Genomic DNA, 23,930 nt, shown 5'->3' with positions numbered 1-23,930 from the left:
GCCCGCATGGGTACCCCGGAGCGGCTCGCCGACGTCGACCGCGAGCTGGCGTCGTTCGGCAAGAGCGACGAGCTGCTCGGTGCCGTGATCCAGCGCGCGCGCGACGGCGCGCCGAGCGCGCTGGACGCCATCGACGCCGTGCTCGACGGCCTCTCCGAGCGGTCGCGATCCGAGCCCGCGCCGGCCGAGGCCACGGCGCCGGTCGCCGAGCCGCCGCGCGCCCGGCCGCCCACGCCGCCTCCGCCGGCACGGCCCCTCACCGCGAAGCCTCCGCCGCGCCCGCCGGCGCCGGCCCGAGCGCCGTCGAGCTTCCCGCGCCCTGCGAGCATCCCTGCGGCGCCGCGCGTCGAGACGGTGCCGCCGCCGGGGATGGTCGCGAAGCCCGCGACGTGGGAGCGCCCCGCGCCGATCGAGCCGCCCCCCGAGGACGGGTCGGGGCTCGTGGAGCTGCCCGACGAGATCCTCCGCGGCGCAGCGCTGCCGCCGGTGCTCGAGCTCGACGTGGAGGATCCGCCCGCGGCGCGCCGGCCGATCGAGCCGCCGGTCGAGGAAGAGCCCACCGACGCGTCGCCCGCGATCGCCGCGCGCGTGGCCGCGATCCGCGCCGCCGCGGCGCAGGCTCGCGACATCCCGCCGGCTCCGGCGCGTGCCCCGTCGGTGCGCCCGCCGCGCCCGCCCTCCGAGGCGCCGGTCCCCGACACCACGCCGCCGGGCGCACCTGCGGTCGAGGCGTTCGAGGACACGACCGACGTCCGCGACCCCAACAGCCTCGAGAACGCGCTGCTCACGAGCGACGAGGTCATCGGCGAGGAGCCGACCGGCGAGGTCGTGCTCCCGCCGCCGGCCACCCGCGACGATCGACCGCTCGCGAACCTCTTCGACGACGCGGCTCCGGCCAGCGTCGCTCCGGGCCCGCTCGCGGATCTCTTCGACGATCCCCGCCCCGAGGCCGAGCCCGCGGCGCACCAGGACCTCGCGGACCTGCTCGGCGCGGATCTCCAGGAGGCGCTCGCGGCGGGAGGGCACGGCGCCGACGGCAGCCGTCCGCTCGACGACGACGGCGACGCGACCGCGCTCTTCGGCGACCCGCTCGCGCCGCGCAGCTCGCTGCCGCCGCGCCCGCCGGGCGACGTGCTCGACGCGCAGCTCGACTCGATCGTGGGCGACTCGCTCTCGAATGCGGTCGAGCCCTCGGACATGCCTCCCTCGGGCGAGTTCGAGCTGATGATCGACGAGGACGTGCTGGTGCTCGACGACCTCGAGCTCGGCGAGGGCGAGTCGAGCGTGGGCTCGAGCGACGACGGCGAGGGCCGCATCCCGCGCTCTCAGATCCCGCCGCCGCTGCCCTCGTCGCAGCCGCCTCCCCCGCCGCCGGGAACGCAGCCCAAGGGCCTCATCAGCCGGCTGCTGAACCGGAAGTGAAACGCACGACGCCCCGACCTCCGCGAGGAGATCGGGGCGTTCGACGTTCGAGGGGCTCTCGACCCGCGGCGCGGCTTCACCCGCCGAAGTAGAAGGTCATGCCGACGGTGCCGTAGAAGCCGCCCGAGAGGTTCGTGCCCTCGAGCTCGCCGTCCTCGCCACGGCGCACGAACTCGTAGCCGTCGTCGCCCACGTGCTGGCGGAGGAAGCCGCGCGCATCGAGGTTGAGCGCGAAGTGGCGGCCGATGCGCCACTCGAAGCCGAGACCGGCCTCACCGCCCACGTACTCGAGCTGACGCTCGCCGAGACGCGTCTCCTGACCCGCGATCGACACGCCCGCACCGACGAGCGCGTAGACCTGGAAGCGGTGCTGCGGGTTGAAGAAGAAGAGCATGTCGACGGTGAAGGGAACCTCCCAGCGACCGCCGCTGTCGGCGCCGTAGTTGAGGCTCTCGCCGCCGAAGATGCCCGACCCGATGTCGATCGCGAGGTGACGGATCGGGCGCAAACGGAACGCGCCCTGGAAGCCGCCCATCCCGACGTTCTCGGTCATCAGACCGGCGAGCGCGATGTGCACGCCGACGTCGAACTCGGGCACGAGCTCGTAGCGCACCACGCGACGGCGCTCGACCTGCACCTGCACCACGTGCGGGGGCGGCGGCTGCACCGGGCGCACCACGACCACGCGCGGAGGCGGGGGCGGCTGGGCCGGCTGCACGATCACCACCGGCGGCTGCGGCGGCTGAACGACCACCGGCGGAGGCGGCGGCTGCACGACCACCGGCGGAGGCGGCGGCTGCACGATCACCGGCGGCGGCGGAGGAGGCGGCTGCGCGGGGCCGATGCGGAGCTCCGCGCAGAAAATGTCGTCGGGCCGGCACTGAGCCTCGGCGCGCATCGAAGGCGCGAGGAGCACGGCGGCGACGCCGAGGACGGAAAGAGCACAAAGGATGCGGTTGGTCATCGCGAGTCGAACCCCCGGTGGAGGCGGGCCAGCGGCACTGGCGTCGCGGTCGAGCAACTCTGGTGCCACGCGATGCTAGCTGCGTTGCCTCGCGTTTTCGATGGGGATCCCGCTCGACTCGACCGCGATCGACAACCGCGGTGCGCTCGACGTGACCCGGCGTTCACAACGCGACCCGCCCGACGGTCTTCACGGTGACGGCGGGGTCGAGCTCCGTGTACGCGAGGACGGCGACGTCGGGGAGCTCGACCTCGAGCAGGCGGCGCAGCGGACGGCGCACGTCGGGCTGCGTGAGCAGCGGTGGGACGCGACCCTCGCGCGACGAGACCGCACGTCGCACGACGGCGACGACATCGCGCGCGATCGAGGGCGGCAGCGCGAGCGCGCCGCTGCGCTGCAGGCCATCGCGCAAGGTCTCCTCGATCTCGGGGTCGAGCACGAGCACCTCGAGCACGCCCTCGGCGGCGTGCCCGTGCGTGAGGTGTCGGCGCAGCGCGACGCGAAGCGAGTCCGCGAGCACGGCCGCATCGCTCGTGCTCGCGACCGCGAGGGCCTCGAGGATCTCGCGGAGCGGGCGGATCGAGACGCCCTCGGAGACCAGGCGGCGCAGCACGTCGGCGAGGAGCGGCAGCGCGATCGGCTTGGGCACGACGTGGCGGACCAGCGCGGGGTGCGTGCGCTCGAGCTGGTCGAGCATCGACTGCACCTCCTGGAGGCCCACGAGATCGGCGGCGCGACGGCGCACCGCGAGCTCGAGGTGCACCGCGAGATCGTCGCCCTCGAGCTCGCCGCGCGCGACCGGGATCTCGTGCAGGTGGATGGTGTAGCCCCGCGGAGGCAGCGTGGCGCTCGCGCGGGCGTGCACCTCGGGCAGCACGACGCCGAGCGATGCGAACAGGCGGTCACGCAGCGCCGGGACGTGATGCTCGAGGAACACGTCGAGCTGCTGCGCGGCGAGCGCGGGGCCGAGCTCGATCGCGATCGGGACGAGACGGGGCGAGCGCTCCGCGCCGCGCGCATCGACGACTCGAGGCGCGCGGCGCGAGAGCCGCCACGCGACGCCGCCGAACACCGCCGCGAGCACCAGGAACGGCGCGGGCGGGAGCCCGGGCACGATCGCGAGCAGGACGAGGAACCCCGACGCGATCGCGAGCGCGCGTGGGTTGCCGAAGATCTGCCGCCCCACGTCACCGCCGAGCGAGCTCTGCTCGTCCTCCGACGCGACCCGGGTGACCACGAGGCCCGCGGCGGTCGAGATGAGCAGCGACGGGATCTCCGAGACCAGGCCGTCGCCGATCGTCAGCAGGCCGTAGCGCTGCAGGCTCTCCACCGCGCCCATGTCGTGCATCGCGACGCCGATCACGACGCCGAACACGATGTTCACGCCGGTGATGACGATGCCCGCGATCGCGTCGCCCTTCACGAACTTCATGGCGCCGTCCATCGCGCCGTAGAACTGGCTCTCGCGCTGGAGCAGGCGACGGCGGCGACGCGCTTCGTCGTGACCGAGCGCGCCGCTGCGCAGATCGGCGTCGATCGCCATCTGCTTGCCTGGCATCGCGTCGAGCGCGAAGCGCGCGCCGACCTCGGCCACGCGCTCGCTGCCGCGCGCGATCACCATGAACTGGATCAGCGTGAGGATCAGGAAGACGACCGCGCCGACGACGTAGTTGCCCTGCACCACGAAGTCGCCGAACGCGCGGATCACCTCGCCCGCGTCGGCCTGCAGCAGGATGAGCCGCGTCGAGCTCACGTTGAGCGCGAGCCGGAAGAGCGTGGTGACCAGCAGGATCGTCGGGAACGACGTGAACGCGAGCGCGTCGGGCACGTACATCGCGACGAGCAGGATCACGATCGCGAGCGACACGTTGCCGGCGAGCAGCACGTCGAGGAGTGGCGTCGGCAGCGGGACGATCATCATCCCGACGATCAGCACGACGAGGAGCGCGAGCCCGGCGTCCGCGTAGCGACGCAGCGTGGCGGGATCGCGCTCGCTGGGCGTCACAGCTCTCGTCGTCCGTCGAGGGCGCGGCCCAGCGTGATCTGATCGGCGAACTCGAGCTCGCCGCCGTGCGGCAGGCCGCTCGCGATGCGCGAGACCCGCGCACCGAAGGGCTTGAGCGACTGGGCGAGATAGAGCGCGGTCGCCTCGCCCTCGACGCTGAGCGGCGTCGCGACGACGACCTCGCGCACGCCTTCTTCGCGCACCCGTGTGATCAGGCGATCGACGTCGATCGCGTCGGGGCCGATGCCGTCGAGCGGCGCGAGCAGCGCGTGCAGCACGTGGTAGCGGCCGCGGAACGTGCCGCTCTTCTCGATCGCGGCGAGGTCGGGCACCCGCGCCACGACGCAGAGCACGGCGGGGTCGCGCCGCGGATCGGCGCACACGCGACAGAGCGGATCGAGCGCCCAGTTGCCGCAGCGCTCGCAGTGCCGGACGCGCTCGTGGATCTGCGCGATCGAGGCACCGAGGGCGGCGGCGTACTGGGGATCCGCGCCGAGCACGTGGTGAGCGAGGCGCGTCGCGGTGCGCTCCCCGATGCCGGGGAGGCGCGCGAGCAGCATCACGAGCTCGGCGAGCGGATCGTCCATCGTCGATCGGGCACCTGCGGGCGACGCGCACGGCCGCAAGCCACGCGCGCCCGCCAGGGTCTCAGAACAAGCCCGGGATCTTGAGACCGCCGGTGACCTTCTCGAGCTCGGCGTCGACGACCTCGTTCGCCTTCTTCATGCCGGCGTTCACCGCGGCGACGACGAGATCCTGGACCATCGAGAGGTCCTCGCCCTTGAGGAGCTCGGGCGCGATCTCGATCGAGACCAGCTCCTTGGCGCCGTTGACCTTCACCTTGACCTGATCGTTGCCGGCGCCGGCCTCGACCACCTCGCTATGGAGCTCCTTCTTGCGCTGCTCGATCTTGCGCTGAAGGCGGCTGGCCTGGCGCATCAGCTCGCTCATGCCGCCGCGGAAATGCGTGCTCATCGGATCTGCTTCGCTCCGGGTTGGAAGGGGGGCGATTGTTACTCAGAGGCCCCGGCGACACAACGCGCTCGGTCCAGCTGGAGTGCTCGCCTGGCGGAGGGCCCGCACGGGAGCGTGCGGCGCACGCGGACGGGAGGGCCCTCCGCCGGCGAGCCGATTTTTGGGCAGTCGCTCAATCGCCCTCGAGTCGTACCTCGGCGGCGTCGGGGCGCGTCTCGAACACCGAGAGCGCCTCGACCACCATCGGGTGGTTGAGCGCCTTCTTCTTCGTGGCCTCCCAGCGGGCGCGCTGACGCTCGGCCTCGAGCTCGGCGATGGTCTGGCCGCCGGGATCGCCGGCGTCGCGCTCGATGACGCGGACCGAGGGGCGCGCCCCGAGGACGCGCTCGGCGATCTCGGCGATCGCGGCGCGCGCGTCGGGGGCATCGGCCTGACGGCGGTAGAACGAGCCCGAGGGGAACGCGATCACGATCTCGTCGCGGCCCACGCGCGAGGGCGAGGCGTGCAGGAGGACCGAGCCGAGCGCGGGGCGGGTCTCCATGAGGACGGCGACGACGGTCTCCCAGCGGGTGGTGGCGTCGGCGTCGGGCGGAGCGGCGCGGGAGGGGGCGGGTGCGGGTGCGGGTGCGGGTGCGACGGCGGGTGCGGGTGCGGGGGCGGGGGCGACGGCGGGTGCGGGTGCGGGGGCGACGGCGGGGGAGAACGCGGCGGGCACGAACGCCGGCACCGCGGGCGCCGGCGCGGGGCGGGATGCCGGTGCGGGACGCGGGGTCGCGGAGAGCGCCTGGAAGAGCGCGTCGACCGACGCGAGCGCGGGATCGACCGGCGGGACAGGACGTGCCGCCGGCGCGGACTGCGCCGAAACAGGTCCGGAACGAGTCACTTCGTGTCGGAGCTCGCTCGCTACGGGTGCGGACGAAGTCGCTCCCGGTGCGACAACGCTGGCTGCGGGTCCGGACGAAGTCGCTCCGGGGCGGGACGAAGTCGCTACCGGTACGACAGCGCTCGCTACCGGTGCGACAGCGCTCGCTACCGGTGCGACAGCGCTCGCTACCGGTGCGACAGCGCTCGCTACCGGTGCGACAGCGCTCGCTACCGGTGCGACAGCGCTCGCTACCGGTGCGACAGCACTCGCGACCGGTGCGACAGCGCTCGCTACCGGTGCGACAGCGCTCGCTACCGGTCCGGTGGGGGTTGCTCCGGCGCTCGACGGCTCGGCGCTCTCGTGTGCCGCGGGCGCTCGAAGCCCGCCCGACGACGACGCGCTCGCGGCAGGGGCAGGTTCTTCTTCGGCGTCGTCGGCCGCGGGCATCACCGCACGACGCTCCGCCGTCTCGATGCGCGCGCCCGGGCCACGCAGGCGCTCGATCAGCGCGCTCGCGTCGTCGGGCGCCGCGGTCGCGCGCGGCGTGCGCGTGCCGCCGCCACCACCACGGCCGCCCCCGCCGCCACCACCACGCGGCCCGCTCGGCGCCGGGCCCGCCGGGCGTCCCGACTGCAGCGCGTCGAGGCGCGCCACGATCTCCGCGATCGCGCGCAGCGGCGGCCGCGTCGCGAGGCGCACCAGGCCCATCTCGAGCGCCAGGCGCGGCATCGACGCCTTCGCGATCTCGTCGACGAGCAGCGAGAGCGACGCGAACGCGCGCTGCATCTCGAGCTCCTCGACGCGCTCCACGAGATCGAGCGCCTTGCGCCGCTCTTCCTCGACCAGCGCGACGAGCTCGGTGCCCGGGCCCGCGACCTTGAGCACCACGAGATCGCGCATCAGCTCGGTGAGCGCCTTCGAGAAGTGCAGCATGTCGAGGCCGCGCGTCGCGAGCGCGTCGACCACGCCGAGCGCGCCCGCGCCGTCGCCCTCGAGCACCGCCGCCGACGCGCGATGCAGCAGATCGCGATCCGCGATCCCGAGCACCCGCGCGACCTCTTCGCCCACCAGCGTCGTGCCCGCGAACGCGACGATCTGGTCGAGCAGCGTGAGCGCGTCGCGCATCGAGCCCGCGGCCTCGCGCGCCACGATCGCGACCGCCGCGTCGTCGGCCTGGATGCCCTCGCGGCCGAGGATGTCGCGCACCCGCGCCGCGACGACGCTCTGCGGGATCAGACGGAAGTCGTAGCGCTGGCAGCGCGAGCGGATCGTGATCGGGACCTTGTGCGACTCCGTCGTCGCGAAGATGAACTTCACGTGCGGCGGCGGCTCCTCCAGCGTCTTGAGGAACGCGTTGAACGCGCCCGTCGAGAGCATGTGGACCTCGTCGACGATCACGATCTTGAAGCGGTCGCGCGCAGGGCGGAACGGGATGGTCTCCTGCAGCCTGCGCACGTCCTCGACGCTGTTGTTCGAGGCGCCGTCGATCTCGAGCACGTCGAGGTCGACGCCGGTCGTGATCTCGCGGCACGGATCACACGTCCCGCAGGGCTCGCTGGTCGGTCCGCGCGTCGCGCAGTTGAGCGCCTTGGCGAGGATGCGCGCGGTGGTCGTCTTGCCCACGCCGCGCACGCCGGTGAACAGGAACGCGTGCGCCACGCGGCCCGAGGCGATCGCGTTCCCGAGCGTGCGCGTGACGTGCTCCTGCCCGACGAGGTCGGAGAACGTCTGCGGTCGATACTTCCGCGCGAGGACCGTGTACGCCATGAGCGCGCGAAGATAGCAAATCCCCGCGCGAGGGGATCCCGACCGCGTGCTATCGCACGGCGTGGCTCTCGCTCACGACATCGTGCGCGCGCCGGATCGCACGCCGACGCGCAGCATCTTGCTCCTGCACGGCATCCTCGGCAGCGGCGCGAACCTGCGCACGATCGCGCGGCGCTTCGTCGCGGCACGGCCCGAGTGGGCCGCGGTGCTGGTCGATCTGCGGCGTCACGGCGCGTCGCTCGAGGCGCCCGGGCCCGACACGCTCGCGCAGGCCGCGGAGGACGTCGCGTCGCTCGCGCGCTCGCTCGAGGCACCGGCGCGCGCGGTGCTCGCGCACAGCTTCGGCGGGAAGGTCGCGCTGCAGTGGCTCGCGACCGAGCGCGAGCGCGCGGGGCTCGAGCACGTGATGATCGTCGACAGCACGCCGGGGGCGCGCGAGGACGCGAGGGGCTCGGAGAGCACGGTGCGGGTCGTGGAGATGCTCGACGCCCTGCCCTACCCGTTCGACTCGCGCGACGCGTTCGTGAAGGCGGTGCTGGCGCAGGATCCGCGGCCGGCGATCGCGCCGTGGCTCGCGATGAGCCTGCGCCGCTCCGACGACGGCTTCCGGTTCGGGCCGCCGATCCCGTCGATCCGCGCGCTGCTCGCGTCGTACTTCGCGACCGATCTGTGGGGCGTCGTCGAGGCGCCCCCGGAGGGCACGTCGGTGCACGTCGTGATCGGCGAGCGCTCGGGCGTGCTCGACGAGACCGATCGTGCGCGCCTCGACGCGCTCGCGGCGCGCCTGCCGGGCCGGGTGACGGTCGATCGCCTGGCGACCGATCACTGGGTGCACGCCGAGGATCCCGAGGGCCTCGTGCGGGTGATGCTCGCGCGGATGGCCTGAGCCCTCAGTACCTCCGCCCGGAGCTTCGTTCCGGGTTTCTCCTAGTACCGTCGCCCGGATGTTCGCTCCGGGCTGAACCTCGATCCCGGAACGAACATCCGGGCAACGGTACTAGGGCGCGTGCTGCTCGAGCACGGGCTCGGTCGTCGCCGGCGCCTGGGAGTCGCGGGCGACACGGTCGCCGCCGCGGCCCTTCGCGTCGTACGACGCGCGATCGGCGCGCTGCAGCAGCGCGCGCGCGTCTTCGTTCGGGCGCGCCTGCGCCAGGCCGACGCTCGCGGTGACCGGGCGATCGGGATCGAAGGTGGTGCCCACCTCGCGGATCCCCTCGACCACGCGGTTCGCGACGTTCGTGCCCTGCGCCTCGTCGGTGTCGGGCAGGATCACCACGAACTCGTCGCCGCCGTAGCGCCCGACGACGTCGGTCTCGCGCACCGAGCGCGCGAGGCCACGCGCCAGCTCCTGGAGCAGCACGTCGCCGCGCTGGTGGCCGGTGTCGTCGTTCACGCGCTTGAAGCGATCGAGGTCGACCATGATCACCGCGAGCGACTTCCCGCGGCGCACCCGCGCGAGCTCCGCCTCGATGCGCTCCATCAGGTAGCGGCGGTTGTAGAGCTGCGTGAGCGGGTCGCGCAGGCTGAGCTCCTGGAGCTTCTTGTTCGCCGCGATCAGCTCCTGCTCGCGCCGCGCGTTCTGGTGCACGAGCGCGCCGACCAGCGCGGTGAGCGAGAGCGACATGACCGTCATCATCAGGCCCGAGCCGACGGCCTCGATCGGATCGGGCGCCGATGCGATCCACGAGGGACCGTCGGGCGCGTAGGGCAGCCAGCCCGCGCTCTCCGCGACGAGCAGGGCGTCGTACGCGAGCGCGCCGATCGCCGCGAGCACGAGCCCCTCGCGCCGCCCCACGACGAGCGTGTTCATCATGCCCGCGAAGAAGTAGAGCGCGACCATCATGGTCGAGCCGCTGCCCACGCGGTGCACGATGAAGGTGATCATCGCGACGTCGACGAGGCCCGAGATCATCGCGCGGGCGAGCCCGCCGATCTTCTTCCAGATCATCCACTGGAAGAGGCAGGCCGCGAGCATGTAGGCGACGAACACCGAGAGGTGCGCCGACATCGAGGGCAGCGCGCTCGGGAGACCGACGAGCGAGAACACCGCGAGGACGAATCGCATCGCCGCCGCGGACAAGGTGATGCGCTCGCGATCGACGAACACGACGGCTTCGTGGCCCCCAGCGCCCGAAATCGTGACACAGAAGGGCGCGCGACGGGTGCCCCGATCGACACCTGGCGGGTTGCCGCGATTCCGCGTCGGCACCAGTGCTGCGGCTCGGTGGATGGAGCGACGATGAGCGACACGCGCGCGGTGGTGGTGATCGGTGGGGGACCTGCGGCGGTGTCGGCCGCGGTGGAAGCGGCGCGACACGGCGCGGGCGTCACGTTGGTCGCGGAGGAAGCGATCGGCGGGCGCTCGACCCACGCGTCGCTCGTGCCCTCGAAGGTGCTGCTCCACCTCGTCGGCGAGCGTCGGGTGCGCAAGGTCTCGGGGCGCATCGACGCGGACGATCTCGCGCACGTGATCGCGGAGATGGGTCGCGTCGCGGAGCTCGAGGGCGCGCGGCTCGCGAAGCGGCTCGAGGACGCCGGTGTGGAGACCGCGCGCGGGATCGCGCGCTTCGTCGCGCCCGACGCGATCGAGATCGCGCGCGAGGGCAAGAGCGCGCGGCGCGAGCGCTTCGACGCGGCGGTGATCGCGACGGGCTCGGTGCCGTGGTTCCCGACCGGGTTCTTCGGGGACGCTGCGGCGGCCGGCGGAGGGCGGCCCGACGGCGAGCGCATCCTCGCGCCGCGGCACCTGCGCACGCTGCGCGATCTGCCGCGCACGATGCTGGTGATCGGCGGTGGCGCGACGGGCGCCGAAGCGACCTATGCGTTCCGCGAGCTGGGCGTCGAGGTGACGTGGATCGTCGACGAGCTCGGATTGCTGCCGGGCTTCGATCGCGAGCTCGCCGACTCGCTCGGCGACGTGCTGATGGAGCGCGGCGTGAAGCTCGTGCACGGCAAGCGCGTGACCAAGGTCGTGCGCAGCGGCGAGAGCGTGACCGCGACGCTCGACGGTGGGCGCACCTACTCGGCCGAGCGCGCGTTCGTCGCGGTGGGACGTCGGGCCGACACCGCGCGGCTCGGGCTCGACGCGATCGGCGTGGAGATCGACACGCGCAACGGCGCGGTGGTGGTCGACGACACCCTGCGCTCGACGAAGGTGCCGAGCGTGATCGCGTGCGGCGATGCGGCGGGCGGCGCGTTCGTCGCGAGCAAGGCGCACGTCGAGGGCTGGATCGCGGGGCGTCGCGCGGCAGGGCTCGATGCGCCGCGCGTGATCGCGAACGGCTGGGTCGAGACCGTCTACTGCGAGCCCGAGCTCGCGATCGTCGGGCTCTCGCCGCAGCGCGCGCGCTTCGCGAGGCGTGACGTCGACGTGCGCACGGTCTCGTTCGACGAGAGCGTGAAGGGCGCGCTGCACGGCGTGGGCGTCGATCGCCACGCGCGCGGGATGCTGCGCGTGGTGTGCGATCCCGAGACGCGCGTGGTGCTCGGCGCGAGCGCGATCGGACCGCACGCGGCGGAGGTGCTGGGGCCGATCGCGGTCGCGGTGCGCGCGCAGACGACGATCGAAGAGCTCGGCGCGGCGGGCATGGCTGCGCCGACGTTCGGCGAGCTCGCGGGGATCGGCGGGCGGAGCTGACGGCGGCCGAGCTCGGGTGCCGCCGTGGATGGGAGCGCCTCGAGCTCATCACCAAGCGCTTCGCCCTCACGGGATGTCGGCGCGGGATGGGTGGGACCCATCGAGATCGAGATTCACGGCGATGAGGGATGGGTCGGACCCATCGAGATCGAGATTCACGGCGATGAGGGATGGGTCGGACCCATCGAGATCGAGATTCACGGCGATGAGGGATGGGTCGGACCCATCGAGATCGAGATTCACGGCGATGAGGGATGGGTCGGACCCATCGAGATCGAGATTCACGGCGATCGGGGATGGGTCGGACCCATCGAGATCGAGATTCACGGCGATCGGGGATGGGTCGGACCCATCGAGATCGAGATTCACGGCGATCGGGATGGGTCGGACCCATCGAGACCGAGTTTGGAGTCGGTCGGGATGGGTGATCGCGTCCGCGCGAGCTGCGTCTCCTTCCTTCCGTCCGAGACCGCGAAGCCCGCCTCGTCGATCCGCGCGTAGCGCGCGGCATGTTGCGTGTGGCGTGCGATCCCGAGACGCGCGTCGTGCTCGGCGTGAGCGCGATCGGGCCGCACGCGGCGGAGGGACTGGGGCCCATCGCGGTCGCGGTGCGCGCGCAGAGGACGATCGAAGAGCTCGGCGCGGCGGGCATGGCTGCGCCGACGTTCGGCGAGCTCGCAGGCGTCGCGGGCCGCGGCTGATCCGCGTCGGCGCGCGACGCAGGGCTTCGCGGTTCACGATTCCGGCATCGCAGCAGTTCGTTGCGCGCGGGCCGAGCGCCCCCTAGACCCACGGCGAGCGTCGCCGATGTGATGACGCGAGCGCGCAGCCGGGGGTGATGGCTGCGCGTCGCGCCAGGCGGCACGAGCTCGTTCGCGCGGGCTCGATCCCCAAGCCGGAGAAGGTCCTCGAATGATCGATCGCTGCTCGGGCGGCGCGCACCGGTGCGCGCCACGTCGGCTTCTTCTGCTCGCTCCGGTCGCGCTGGCGCTGCTCGGCGCGTGCGGCTCGGACGACGCGCCTGCCGACGCGAGCGGGCCCTTCGACGCGGGCACACGCGACGGCGGGAACGTCGACTCGGCGGCGGGACGCACCGGCTTCGGCGAGCAGTGCGAGCTCGACGAGGAGTGCGCCGCGGACGCACCGAGCTGCGTGGAGCTCGCGGCGCCGGCGTACGCGCCCGGCGTGTGCGCGTCGGCGTGCGGCGAGGGCGGTGCGTGCCCGAACGGCAGCGAGTGCCACGACGAGGTGTGCATCCGCTGCGCGGCGGAGATCGCGGGGACGGTCGCGCCCGGCGGCGCGTGTGGATGCAGCGCCGACTGCGGCAGCGGCGGCGCCTGCGAGGACGGCGTGTGCGAGGTCGACTGCGCGAGCGCGGGATGCCCCGAGGGCTCGTCGTGCGACGGCACGCCTCCCACGTGCCGCGAGTGCCTCGGCGGAGAGCCCGGCGCGGAGGACGCGGAGTGCACGTGCGATGCGGACTGCGAGGGCGACCTCGCGTGCATCGGTGAGTCGTGCGCGCGTCCGTGCGCGATCGACGAGAATTGCGGTGCCGACGAGTGCCGGCACGAGCTGCTGCTCTCGCCGCCGAGCTGCGCGCCGCCCGGGAGCGGATGCGTCGGCAACGGCGACGTCGCGATCGGCGGAGACTGCGCGTGCAACGCGGACTGCGCGGCCGCGGCGCCGCTCTGCCTCGGTCTCTTCGCCGCCGGTCAGCGTCGGCTGGTGTGCAGCACGCCGTGCGGCCCCGAGCAGCCCTGCCCCGGCGATCTGCAGTGCTGCTCGAGCGACGGCGCGAGCCCGTACTGCATCGCGGCCTCGCTGGCGGGCTCGCCGCGACTGACCTGCATGTGACTCGCGCGCATCGCGAAGGAGGAGCCATGAACCTGGTCCGATCCGCACTCGTCGGCTGCACCGCGCTCGCGCTCGCCGCGTGCGCGACGTCGCACTCGCCTTCCGGCCCCACCGAGCCGCCGCCCGAACCGGCGCCGACACCGACACCCACGACGCCGGAGCGCACGCTCTCCGACGATCCCGCGGTGGCCACGCTGCCCGCGGGATCGCGCGAGGAGCTCGCGCGCTCGCCGCTCCCGATGCTCGTGCTTCCGGCGGCCTACGCGGCGCGCAGCACCGTGATGGCGGGCGAGCGCTGGTGCGCGATCTCGTATCGCGACGAAGAGATCGCGATCGCGCTCGAGGGATCGAACCGCGGGCACGCGCAGCTCTCGCCCGAGGAGCTGCAGGGTCTGCCGGCCCCGCGCGCGTCGGTGCGCGGTCAGCCCGCGCGCGAGACGATCAACGAGGGGATCCGCAGCCTCGCGTGGATGGAGGGCGACGTCGCGTACTCGATCGAGATCGAGTGCTCGCGCCCGTCGTCCGACACCCGCTGCACGGAGAGCGCGTTCCTGAGCGAGCTCGCGAGCGGGCTGGTCCCGGCGCACGAGGAGCGCTCCCGATGAGGCGCGCGATCGTCGCGATCGCGCTGTGCGCGGCGATGCCGGGCGCGGCCGCCGCGCAGTTCACCTTCGAGCCCTCGGGTCAGCTCGAGGGCGCAGGCATGGGCCGGATGGACGACACGGTGTGGGCGCCGGGGATCCGCTTCCCGATCCAGAACAGCCCGGCGTACGCGAACTCGCAGGTGTGGGGCGTCGGAGGTCTGCACGGCGCCGCGGGGAGCACCTGCGACGACGCGAACTACGCGTACCCGTGGCACGACAACTACTGCGAGCGGCGCACCTGGGACATGCCGCTCTGCCCGGCGGGGCAAGGCCATCAGGGGCAGGACATCCGCCCCTCGACGTGCCGGCGCGGGACGCATCCGGCGGTCGCGGTCGTCGCGGGGCGCATCACGCAGATCGGCACCTACAGCGTCTATCTCACCGCGGCCGACGGCACGCGATACGACTACCTCCACATGGACAACGTCGCGGTCGCGGTGGGCGATCGCGTCGACTGCGGCGACGAGCTCGGCCGCGTGTCCGACGAGTTCGGCGACTCCGCGACCTCGATCCATCTGCACTTCAACATCCGCCAGCAGGTCGACGGCGTCGGGCGCGTCTACGTGCCCACGTACATGTCGCTCGTGGAGGCGTACCGGCGGCTCCTGAACGGCACGGACTCGTGCATGCCGGCGGCGATGGACGCGGGCGTGCCGATGGACGCGGGACGCGATGCGGGTCGGGACGCGGGACGCGATGCGGGGCGCGACGCGGGACGCGATGCGGGGCGCGACGCCGGCCCGCCCGGCTGCCGCAGCACGATCCTCGGGCGCAACGTGCGCCACGGCGAGTGCGTGCAGGTCGGGCCCGAGCGCCACGAGTGCAACGCCGCCGGGTGCGGCTGGTACATGTGCAGCGCGGGCGCGTGGACCTGCGCCGAGCCGACGACGTGCACCGCGGCGCGTCACGCGAACGCGGCGTGCGGCACGACGGGCATGGGATGTCGCTCGACGACGCTCGGGCGCAACGTCGATCACGGCGACTGCGTGCAGGTGAGCTACTCGGGCTGCGGCACGAGCCGCTGCGGCTGGTATCGATGCGCGAACGGCGCGTGGGCGTGCTCGGAGGCGAGCGCGTGCACCGACGAGCGCTTCGGCAACGGCGTCTGCATGCAGGACGCGGGACCGATGTGCAGCGGCGGAGGCTCTCCGTGCGGCAGCGATGCGCAGTGCTGCAGCGGGCTGCGCTGCGTCGCGAACACGTGCCGCAATCCGTCGTCGTGCGGGATCGAGGGCAGGACGTGCACGAGCGGCGCGCAGTGCTGCGGCGGCCTGTCGTGCTTGCCGCAGACCTTCGGCGCGACCTCGCGCAGCTGCTGCGTCGGTTGGGAAGGCGGGTATTGCCGCACCGCCGACGACTGCTGCGGTGAGATGACGTGCAGCGGGAATCGATGCGTCGATCGCAGCGCGGGACAGAGCTGCGCGTCGAGCTGGGACTGCGAGGGCAGCCTGGTCTGCGTCGGCGGTCGCTGTCAGTGATGTGGTGAACGACGGGCGCGCGTGGTGTGCGTGCCCGTCGTTCTCGCGAGGGCGCAACGGCCGTATGGTTCGGGCCGAGACGCCCCCATGACACGACGTCACCACTGCCCAGGCCTCGTCGCGGCGCTCCTCCTCGTCACGTCGGGCTGCGACCCGGGCTACGAGTGCGGGGAGCTCGAGTACGATCGCGACGAAGGCCGTTGTGTGTGCCCCGACGGGCTCGTCCTTCGAGATGGCGGGACCTGCGCTCCGCCCGACCAGAGCGACGCCGCGGTGCCGGACGGCGGCACACCGTGCGTCCCGGGCGCCGAGCTGTGCAACGGATCCGACGACGACTGCGACGATCGGACCGACGAAGGCGAGATCGACTGCGGTGAGCTCCCGGCCGGCGCGCTCACCACGATGTGCCGCGCGGCTCGCTGCGAGGTCGCTTCGTGCGAGCCCGATCTCCGCGACTGCGACGGCGAGCTCGACAACGGGTGCGAGGTCGATCTCCGCGAGTCGGTCGCGCACTGCGGTGCGTGCGATCAAGCGTGCGACGTCGACGAGACGTGCCGCGCGTCGTCGTGCGTCGCGCTGCCTCTCGGCGAGTGGTTCGTGCAGGCGGGATCGACCGGCGCCGAGTTCATCGGGGACCTCGCGCGCCACCCCGACGTGGAGAACGACTCCACCGCGCTGGTCGGGACGCTCGGCGCGAGCGGGTCGTTCGGCACGATCGCGATGACGGGCTCGGCGGGCCAGCCGAGCGCGTTCGTCGGCGTCGCGGGCACGGGAGGCGCGCCGCGCTGGGCCGACACGATCCGCGCATCGCGCGGGGCGAACGCGCGGCTCGTGACGATCGATGGCGCGGGGAACGTGTACGTCGTGGGCGACTACGACGGCACGCTCGAGTTCGCAGGGACGACCCTGACGACCTCGATGCGTCGCGGGTTCCTCGCGAGCTACTCGGGCCTCGGAGCGCGTCGGTGGATCCACGAGATCCGGGGGACGAGCCCGAGCGACATCGCGGTCGCGGCGACCGGCGACGTGGTGCTCGCGGGCACGTTCGTGACGAGCGCGACGATCGGGACGAGGACGTTCACCTCGTCGGGGTCGGCGGGATACGTCGCGCTCGTGCAGGCGAACGATCTGATTCGCACGGTGCTCGTGATCGCGCCCACGAGCGGAGGTGCGAGCGTCGCGCGCGTCGTGACGACGACCGATTCCATCTTCGCGCTGGGGAGCGTCGGCGGTCCGATCACGTTCGGGACGAGCACGTTCGCAGCGGCACCGGGCACCGTCCTCGCGCGCGTCGGGAACGACGGTGCTGCGGGCGCGCTGGTGCCGCTCGGCGTGCCCAACCCGACGGGCCTCGCGCTCGGTGGCGACACGATGATCGTGACCGGCGAGTTCTCGGGATCGCTCACGGTCGCGGGCCGCACGATCGAGGCGACGTCGTTCGGCTCGGCCTACGTCGCGTCGTTCGGCACGGACGGCACGGGGCGGTGGGTCGTGCTCGCCGCGACCGCGTCGAACCGCGCATCGGCAGGGTCCCCGGTGATCGACGACGAGGGGAACGTCACGTTCGCCGTCGGGGGCAGCGGCAGCACCATCACCGTGCTCGGCCAGGACTTCGCGGCCGAGCGCAACCGGCTCACGCTGCTCGCCTCGGTGACGCGCGACGGGGCGCCGCGATGGATCGAGTCGCTGGTCGACTCGGACGCGGTCGCGGCGGCCTCGGCGGAGGCGCGGGGACGCGACGTGGTCGTCGCGTTCCACGCCAACTCGCTCGGCGTCGCCGGCCTCGATCAGCCGACGCTCGGCTACAGCGACGTCTATCTCGTCTCGCTGCGGGGTCGGTGATCAGCCCGGGCCCGCGACGCAGACGCGGTTGATGCAGGTGAGCCCCATGTCGGGGCAGCAGTCGGCGGTCGTGCTGCACGTCTCGCCCGACTCGCGGCAGTTCTCGGGCGGAGGCGGCGAGCAGACGGGCGCGCCGCCGCCTGCGGGAGGACGGCAGTCGCCGCCGCAGCACTCGCTGCCGACGCTGCAGCCCTCCCCGTCCTCGCGGCACGGACGGGGCGCCCAGAAGGCGCTGATGTTCGCGCTGAGCGGGCTCTGTCCCGGGAGCCAGTAGGGCACCGCGCTCGGGTCTTCGCCCGCCGGCGCACCGATGCGGATCGCGGTGACCCAGATCTGCTGGCGACGGGTCAGCGGGCGCGTGACGTTGCCGCGCGGAGCGTTGCCGTAGTCGCGGCGCGACAGGAAGCTCATCCAGTAGTACTGCGGCGGTTCGCCCGACACGAAGGGCGAGAAACGCGGCTGGTAATCGAGGCGCCCCGTGCTCGATGCGCGCGCGAGGTGCGTCACCTCCGCGCCGTCGCCGCGCATCAGGTAGAGCGAGGAGAGATCGCGCTCGCTACGCGCGCCGCTCCCGTTGGCGAACGCGATGTGCTGCGAGTCGGGCGACCACGTCGGATAGCTGTCGGCGGTCGAGCCGGCGATCGACGCGGCGGTGTGGATCGTCATCGACGTGCCGACGGTGTCGGGCGCAGTCACCGACAGGATCGCGATGTCGCCGCGGGTGAAATTGCCGCCCCACGAGTCCGTGCCTGCGACGTACGCGATGCTGCGTCCATCGGGCGACCACGCGGGATGCGTACCGACCGGCAGGGTGCCGGTCACCGTGACCTCCGTGCCCGCGAACGGATCGTAGATGCGGATGCGACGCTGCGATGCGTTGTCGTCCCAGTACGCCACCGCGAGGCGCGTGTCGTCGGGGCTCCACGACGAGAACCACCACGTGAGCGACGAGCCCGTCACCGGCCAGACCGTCGACGGGTTCGTCCCCGTGAGGTCGGTCGTGAGATCGAAGATCGCGCCCATGTTCTCGCCACCGCCGAGCCGGCCCGCCATGTAGCGACCGCTGTTCGACACGGTGTGGCAGCCCACGCAGCGCGCTCCATCGTTCGGCGCGACCGGCGGCGAGGGCATGAAGTTCACAGCGGTGCCCGCGCCATCATCGATGCGCAGGATCCGGCCGGTCTCACCGCCGCCCGGCAGGGAGGCGATCTCCCAGTAGTAGACACTGCCCGTGAGCGCGGCGCGCGCGAACGTCACGTGGATCGTCGCGCTGCGCACGAGCTGGCCGCTGGATGCCTCGAGGCGATCGACCACGAGCTCGGCCTGCGCGTCGGGATCGGTCTGCGCGAGCGTGCGCCACGCGCCCGCGTCGACGAGCCAGTGCATCGCGGGGTCGTGCACGAGGTACGCGACGACGGTCGCGCTCGGCTTGGTGATCGTGACGCGGAAGAGATCGCCCGCGGCCGACGTGTTCCACTGCACGTCGGCGGGATAGACGTTCTGCGGCATCACGACGCCGTCGAGCGGGTAGACGACGGCGCTGCGGGCAGGGTCGACCGTCGGCGTGAGCCCGTCGATGCGCGTGACGTCGTCGTCGGTGATGGCGTCGCCGCGCAGCGTGCGGCGGACGCGCACCGTGAGGCTCGCGGTCGCGGTGAGGACGGTGCCGCCCGGGCCGGGCACGCTCAGCGTCACGGTCGCGGCGCCGCCGATCACGCCGTTCGCGATGTACTCCCCGCTCGCCTCGTCGAGGTCGCCGAGCGAGACGTTGTCGATCGTGAACGAGGGTCCGTTCGAGGGACGTTCCATGCCGTCGTCGAACACCGAGACGGCCATGAAGTCGACGGTCGGGCGCGAGCCGTCGACCGACTCGAGCATCGCGGTCGCGGGCTCGATGCGTACCGACACGACGCGGCTGGTCGGAGCGTCGATCGGCATCGCGTCGAGGCCCGGCAGCGCGCCGTCCTGCCCGCGCGTGCACCGACTGTCGATGCACATCTCGCCGGTGCGGCAGTCGCGGTTGGTGTCGCAGCCGCGCCCGCCCGGCGGGTCACCGCCACAGTCGCAGCCGAGCGCGAAGACGAAGGCGAAGGCGAAGAGGACGGCGGAAACGCCCGAAGCGCGCGTCATTGCAGCACGGTACGCGTACTCTCCGGGCGGATCACTAGCCGAATGGGCCACGATCGCGCGACATCTCACTCGGCGGGCGCGAGATAGCCCATCGCGCGCTGGCCGACGATCAGCTCGCGCGCGTCCTCGCCGAGCTCGACCACGACCTCGAGCACCTTGGTGTCGATGCGCTCGGTGGGCTCGTCGGAGCGCACGTTCTTGCGGCCCATGCGCCGTCCGATCTCGACCACACGGCCGTCGAAGAAGCGATCGGGGAACGCGTCGACCGAGATGCGCGCGGCCGCGCCGGCGCGCACCCGCGCCACGTCGCGCTCGTCGACGTCGATGCGCGCGCGCAGCCGCGAGGTGTCGCCCATCACGATCAGCGGCTCCTCGCCGCCCGGCTGCACGTACTCGCCGACGCGGAAGTGCACCTCGAGGATCTCGCCGTCCACCGGCGCGACGATGCGCAGCCGATCGAGCGCGGCGCGCGCTTGATCACGACGTGCGATCGCCGCCTGGAGCTGCGCGTGCGCGACGAGCACGTCCTCGCGACGACCGCTCTGGCCCGCGCGCTGTCGCGCCGACGCGGTGAGCGCGCCGAGGCGATCGGCGTCGGCCTGACGTCGCGCGCGCTCGAGCTCGTCGACGGTCACGCCACCGCCGCGCGATGCGGCCTCGAGGCGCGTGAGCACGCCCGCGGAGAGCTCGGCGCGCGTCGTCGCGGCCTGCGCGTCGCTGGTGAGCGCCTCGAGGTCCTCGGCGCGCACGCCGCGACGGCTGCGCACCAACGTCGCCTCGGCGACGGCGACCTCGGCCTCCGCGGCGGCGAGCGCGGCCTGCTCGGGACCGCTCTCGAGCTCGACGAGGAGCGTCCCCGCGCCGACGCGCGCTCCCTCCTCGACGTGCACCGCCGCGATGCGACCCGCGATGGCGGGTGCGAGACGCGACTCGGGGCGCGCGGGCTCGATCAGGCCGAGCCCGCCGACCCACTCGCCGTCGGGCGTGCGCAGCGTGAGGTCGTGCTGCTGGCCGGGTGTCGGCTCGGCGCGCGCGGCGATCTCGCGATCGACGTCGCGCGGCGCGGTGTCGGTGCCCGCGAGCGCGGTGCGGACGACGACCACGGTGAGCAGCGCGACGATGGTGATCAACAGGAACGGGCGGACGTATCGGCGGACGATGTGCATGTCAGTGTCCCTCGCTGATGCGGCCGTCCTCGATGTTCACGATGCGGTCCGCGAGGTGGAAGATGCGGTTGTCGTGGGTGACGACGACGACGGTGTGCCCGCCCTCGTTCGCCATCTGCTTGAGGAGCTGCGTGATGTGCATGCCGGTCTCGGCGTCGAGGCTCGCGGTGGGCTCGTCGGCGAGGATGATCGGCGGCGCGCCCGCGACCGCGCGTGCGATCGCGACGCGCTGGCGCTGACCGCCCGAGAGCTCGCTCGGGAGACGATCCGTCTTGTCGCCGAGGCCGACGCGACGGAGCAGGTGCTCGGCCTCGCGGTTCGCCTCGCGCACCGACCATCCGCGCATGCGCATCGGGAGCGCGACGTTGTCGCGGCAGTCGAGCGACGCGACCAGGTTGTGCCCCTGGAAGATGAAGCCGATGTACGAGAGACGAAGCCGCGGAAGATCCTTCTCGCGCTTGCGGGCGAGCGACTCGCCGTAGAGCTGCACCTCGCCGCCCGACGGCGTGAGCACGCAGCCGAGGATCGAGAGCAGCGTCGTCTTGCCGCTGCCCGAGGGGCCGTTGAGCATCACGAACTCGCCCTCGCGCGCGTGGAAGTCGACGCCGCGCAGCGCGTGCACCGCGACGTTCCCGCTGCCGTACGTCTTCGTGACGTTGGTGGCTTCGATCGTGATCATCGGAACACCATGCCGGGCTCGACGTTGCGGACGCGGACGAGCGCGAGCGTCGACGCGAGCACGCAGAGGATCGCCATGCCGACGTACGAGCCGAGCCACATCCAGGTCGGCAGCACGAGCGAGAGCTGCGGAGAGCGCATGCCCTCGGCCATGCGCGTGACGAGGAAGAGCCCGAACGTCGTGCCGAGGAACGCGTAGAGCAGCGACTGCACCCAGAGCAGCGACGCGAGGTTCCACGTCGTGCAGCCCATCGCCTTGAGCGTCCCGAACTCGCGCACGTTGTCGACGACCGCGGAGAACATCGAGAGCGCGACGATCACGAAGCCGACGATCACGGCGAACGTCGTCGACGTGCCGAAGCTGATCCCGAGCTGCTCGGCGAGCAGGTAGGCGACGATGCCGTCGGAGAAGTCGCGCGCGGTCACGACGCGCAGATCGGGGAGGCGCGCCGCGAGCGCATCGCGCAGTCGCTCGGGAGACACTCCTTCGCGCGCGCCGACCAGCACGAAGCTCGTCTGATCGGTCGCGATGCCGAGGATGTCGCGCGCGGTGTCGTGCTCGCTGAACGCGTAGGGCGGCGCGAACGGCGAGAGCCCCCACGTGAAGCCGCCCGCGACCACGCGGCGGCCCGACATCTCGCGCACGCTGCGCAGGTTCATCCCGCCGAGCTTCGTGCGCTGCGAATCCTCGAAGAACACCACGTCGGGCTCGGCGAGATCGCGCGGATCGCCCGCGACGACGTTCCACGGGCCGCCCGCGAGGCGCGGCAGGCGCGTGCCCACGAGCGAGACCGGCTCGTTGCCTCCGTCGGGGCGACGCACGGTCGCGGTGCCGAACGCGAGCGGCTCGGCCCACTCGGCGCCCGCGGTCGTCCGCGCGAGCGAGAGCGTGGAGAGCGCGATCGGCGCGCCGCCCTGCAGCGTCTCGGTCTGGGGCGGGAGGATCCAGACGTCGGCGCCCGCGTGGTCGACGAACATCGTGTTCTTGTCGAGGAGCGCGAAGAGCACGCCCATCTGCTGGTTCACCAGCACGACCGCGAACACGACGCCGAGCAGCGTGCCGACGAGCTTGAAGCGGTCGTGGAACATCATGCGCACGCCGAGGCGCGCCATGAGGCGCAGGCGTCCTCCGCGCCCCCGCACCGCGTTGCGGCGCGCGCGCGTGGTCGTGGCGATCACGTCGTTCACGGCGCGCCCCCGTCGTCGACCGCGAGACCGCTGCGGAGGCGCAACGCGAGGCGCGAGACCTCGAGATCGGCGTCGGCCTGGATGCGCTGCACCGACGCGCTGAAGAGATCGCGCTCGGCCTGGCTGAGCTCGAGCTGGGTGCCGGTCCCGGCCTCGGCGCGAGCGCGCGCGACCACCGCGGCACGCTCGCTCGCGGCCTCCGCGGCGCGCGCGGAGCGGGCGCGCGCGATCAGCGATCGCACCCGGTGCCATGCCTCGTACATCGACGTCTCGGCGGTGCGCTGCGCCCGATCGAGGCGCACCTCGGCGAGCGAGATCTGCCGCTCGCGGGTGCTCAGCGACGCGGGACGACCGAAGTCGAGCGCCCAGGTCGCGCTCACGCCGATCGCCCAGAGCGCCTCGGGTCCGAAGCCCGCCGCGTTGGTGATGCGCTCGCTCGCGGTCGCGGCGATCGTCGGCAGCATCGCCTGCCACGCAGCGTCGCGCGCGAGCTCGGCAGCGCGCACGTCGCGCACCGCGGCGCGCACCGAGGGCAGATCGCCCGCGGCGCGCATCCACGTCGCGAGCGGGGCCTCGTCCTCGAGCGACGCGTCGAGCGATGCGCGCGTGCCGTCGGGCTCGACGCCGGTCGCGACGTAGAGCTGTCGCTCGGCGAGCGCGGCCTGCAGATCGGCCTCGGCGACGCTCTGGTTGGCACGCTCGACGTCGGCGATCGCGCGCTGTCGATCGAGCTCCGACGCGAGGCCCGCGTCGGCGCGCGACGAGACGACGGCGAGGTTCTCTTCCGCCGCGGAGAGCGTGCGCGCCGCGGCGTCCTGGACCGCGCGCGCCGCGACCAGCGCGTGGTACGCGGTGACGACCGAGACCCGCACGTCGATCGCGCGCGCATCGACGCGCAGCGTCTCTGCATCGGCGCTCGCCTCCGCCCCGAAGAAGCTGGACCACGCGCCGACGTCGATCAGCGGCACCGTGAGCGCGACGCGCGCCTCGAGCTGATCGTAGGGCGTGATCACCGCGCGCTGCGTCTGCAGCATCCCGGTGTCGTCGGGCGCGGGGAACTCCGCGACGACCTCGGCCTGGTTGCGCGTGTAGCCCGCGCTCGCGCCGAGCGACGGCAAGAGGCGCGCGCGCGCCTCGTCGACCTGCGAGCGCGCTTGCTCGCGCGTGAGCTCGGCCTCGCGCAGGTCGAGCGCACCACCCTCCTCTGCCGCGCGGAGGAACACGTAGAGCGGCTGCTGCGCCCGTGCCGCGGATGGGAGCGCGAGCAGCGCGAGGATCAGTGGGACGCGAATAATGAGTGATTGCATACTCAATA

20 protein-coding genes are annotated in these 23,930 nt (G+C 72.9%); 8 read left to right on the top strand and 12 right to left on the bottom strand.

Annotated elements, in window-relative coordinates:
- Positions 1 to 6 precede the first annotated feature (6 nt).
- Positions 7 to 1,422, top strand: a complete 1,416-nt coding sequence (locus I5071_RS07095) for a hypothetical protein (protein WP_236604637.1) — start codon at positions 7 to 9, stop codon at positions 1,420 to 1,422.
- A gap of 76 nt (positions 1,423 to 1,498) precedes the next feature.
- On the opposite strand, the gene I5071_RS07090 is transcribed toward I5071_RS07095, so the two are convergent.
- From I5071_RS07090 to dnaX, 5 genes are all read right to left on the bottom strand, one after another.
- Positions 1,499 to 2,320, bottom strand: coding sequence for a hypothetical protein (locus I5071_RS07090; RefSeq protein WP_236604636.1), 822 nt, complete (start codon positions 2,318 to 2,320; stop codon positions 1,499 to 1,501).
- A gap of 229 nt (positions 2,321 to 2,549) precedes the next feature.
- Entirely contained in the window at positions 2,550 to 4,391 is a 1,842-nt protein-coding gene (locus tag I5071_RS07085; protein ID WP_236604635.1) for a flagellar biosynthesis protein FlhA, read from the bottom strand.
- A complete protein-coding gene (gene recR / locus I5071_RS07080) occupies positions 4,388 to 4,978 on the bottom strand; it encodes a recombination mediator RecR (RefSeq protein WP_236604634.1) in 591 nt (196 codons plus the stop codon). Before recR ends, I5071_RS07085 begins: the two co-directional genes overlap by 4 nt.
- A gap of 61 nt (positions 4,979 to 5,039) precedes the next feature.
- Positions 5,040 to 5,366, bottom strand: a complete 327-nt coding sequence (locus I5071_RS07075; RefSeq protein ID WP_236604633.1) for a YbaB/EbfC family nucleoid-associated protein — start codon at positions 5,364 to 5,366, stop codon at positions 5,040 to 5,042.
- A 172-nt stretch (positions 5,367 to 5,538) separates the two neighbouring features.
- Positions 5,539 to 7,998 (bottom strand): DNA polymerase III subunit gamma/tau, encoded by a 2,460-nt coding sequence (dnaX, locus tag I5071_RS07070; protein ID WP_236604632.1) that lies wholly within the window; start codon positions 7,996 to 7,998, stop codon positions 5,539 to 5,541.
- A 61-nt stretch (positions 7,999 to 8,059) separates the two neighbouring features.
- On the opposite strand from dnaX, the gene I5071_RS07065 reads away from it, so the two are divergent.
- The gene (locus I5071_RS07065; RefSeq protein WP_236604631.1) at positions 8,060 to 8,884 is read left to right on the top strand and encodes an alpha/beta fold hydrolase; all 825 of its coding nucleotides are present in this window, start codon (positions 8,060 to 8,062) and stop codon (positions 8,882 to 8,884) included.
- Positions 8,885 to 8,995: 111 nt separating this feature from the next.
- Here I5071_RS07065 and I5071_RS07060 read toward each other — a convergent pair whose 3' ends face one another.
- On the bottom strand, positions 8,996 to 10,063 hold the full coding sequence (locus I5071_RS07060; protein ID WP_236604630.1) for a GGDEF domain-containing protein: 1,068 nt from the start codon (positions 10,061 to 10,063) through the stop codon (positions 8,996 to 8,998).
- Between the two features lie 174 nt (positions 10,064 to 10,237).
- Here I5071_RS07060 and I5071_RS07055 point away from each other — a divergent pair, with 174 nt between their 5' ends.
- Complete coding sequence (locus I5071_RS07055) at positions 10,238 to 11,635, top strand: FAD-dependent oxidoreductase (protein ID WP_236604629.1); 1,398 nt, start codon at positions 10,238 to 10,240, stop codon at positions 11,633 to 11,635.
- Between the two features lie 66 nt (positions 11,636 to 11,701).
- Here I5071_RS07055 and I5071_RS07050 read toward each other — a convergent pair whose 3' ends face one another.
- On the bottom strand, positions 11,702 to 12,004 hold the full coding sequence (locus I5071_RS07050; RefSeq protein ID WP_236604628.1) for a hypothetical protein: 303 nt from the start codon (positions 12,002 to 12,004) through the stop codon (positions 11,702 to 11,704).
- Positions 12,005 to 12,078: 74 nt separating this feature from the next.
- On the opposite strand from I5071_RS07050, the gene I5071_RS07045 reads away from it, so the two are divergent.
- From I5071_RS07045 to I5071_RS07025, 5 genes are all read left to right on the top strand, one after another.
- Complete coding sequence (locus I5071_RS07045; protein ID WP_268921249.1) at positions 12,079 to 12,336, top strand: hypothetical protein; 258 nt, start codon at positions 12,079 to 12,081, stop codon at positions 12,334 to 12,336.
- Positions 12,337 to 12,547: 211 nt separating this feature from the next.
- Positions 12,548 to 13,489, top strand: coding sequence for a hypothetical protein (locus I5071_RS07040; protein ID WP_236604626.1), 942 nt, complete (start codon positions 12,548 to 12,550; stop codon positions 13,487 to 13,489).
- 26 nt (positions 13,490 to 13,515) lie between these two features.
- On the top strand, positions 13,516 to 14,094 hold the full coding sequence (locus I5071_RS07035; RefSeq protein WP_236604625.1) for a hypothetical protein: 579 nt from the start codon (positions 13,516 to 13,518) through the stop codon (positions 14,092 to 14,094).
- Positions 14,091 to 15,611: a M23 family metallopeptidase gene (locus tag I5071_RS07030; protein WP_236604624.1), complete on the top strand. Its 1,521-nt coding sequence runs from the start codon at positions 14,091 to 14,093 to the stop codon at positions 15,609 to 15,611. Before I5071_RS07035 ends, I5071_RS07030 begins: the two co-directional genes overlap by 4 nt.
- Positions 15,612 to 15,698: 87 nt before the next feature.
- Complete coding sequence (locus I5071_RS07025) at positions 15,699 to 17,453, top strand: trypsin inhibitor-like cysteine-rich domain-containing protein (protein ID WP_236604623.1); 1,755 nt, start codon at positions 15,699 to 15,701, stop codon at positions 17,451 to 17,453.
- Here the strand turns inward: I5071_RS07025 and I5071_RS07020 are convergent, their stop codons facing one another.
- From I5071_RS07020 to I5071_RS07000, 5 genes are all read right to left on the bottom strand, one after another.
- Entirely contained in the window at positions 17,454 to 19,583 is a 2,130-nt protein-coding gene (locus I5071_RS07020; protein ID WP_236604622.1) for a hypothetical protein, read from the bottom strand.
- A gap of 65 nt (positions 19,584 to 19,648) precedes the next feature.
- Complete coding sequence (locus tag I5071_RS07015) at positions 19,649 to 20,749, bottom strand: HlyD family secretion protein (RefSeq protein WP_236604621.1); 1,101 nt, start codon at positions 20,747 to 20,749, stop codon at positions 19,649 to 19,651.
- Between the two features lies 1 nt (position 20,750).
- Positions 20,751 to 21,428 (bottom strand): ABC transporter ATP-binding protein, encoded by a 678-nt coding sequence (locus I5071_RS07010; protein WP_236604620.1) that lies wholly within the window; start codon positions 21,426 to 21,428, stop codon positions 20,751 to 20,753.
- Positions 21,425 to 22,615, bottom strand: coding sequence for an ABC transporter permease (locus I5071_RS07005; RefSeq protein ID WP_236604619.1), 1,191 nt, complete (start codon positions 22,613 to 22,615; stop codon positions 21,425 to 21,427). Before I5071_RS07005 ends, I5071_RS07010 begins: the two co-directional genes overlap by 4 nt.
- Positions 22,612 to 23,922: a TolC family protein gene (locus I5071_RS07000; RefSeq protein ID WP_236604618.1), complete on the bottom strand. Its 1,311-nt coding sequence runs from the start codon at positions 23,920 to 23,922 to the stop codon at positions 22,612 to 22,614. Before I5071_RS07000 ends, I5071_RS07005 begins: the two co-directional genes overlap by 4 nt.
- Positions 23,923 to 23,930: the final 8 nt, after the last annotated feature.

Origin of the sequence: Sandaracinus amylolyticus (assembly GCF_021631985.1) — a bacterium.
GTDB classification, from domain to species: Bacteria; Myxococcota_A; Polyangia; order Polyangiales; family Sandaracinaceae; genus Sandaracinus; species Sandaracinus amylolyticus_A.
This window is presented reverse-complemented; position numbering and strand designations above follow the sequence as displayed.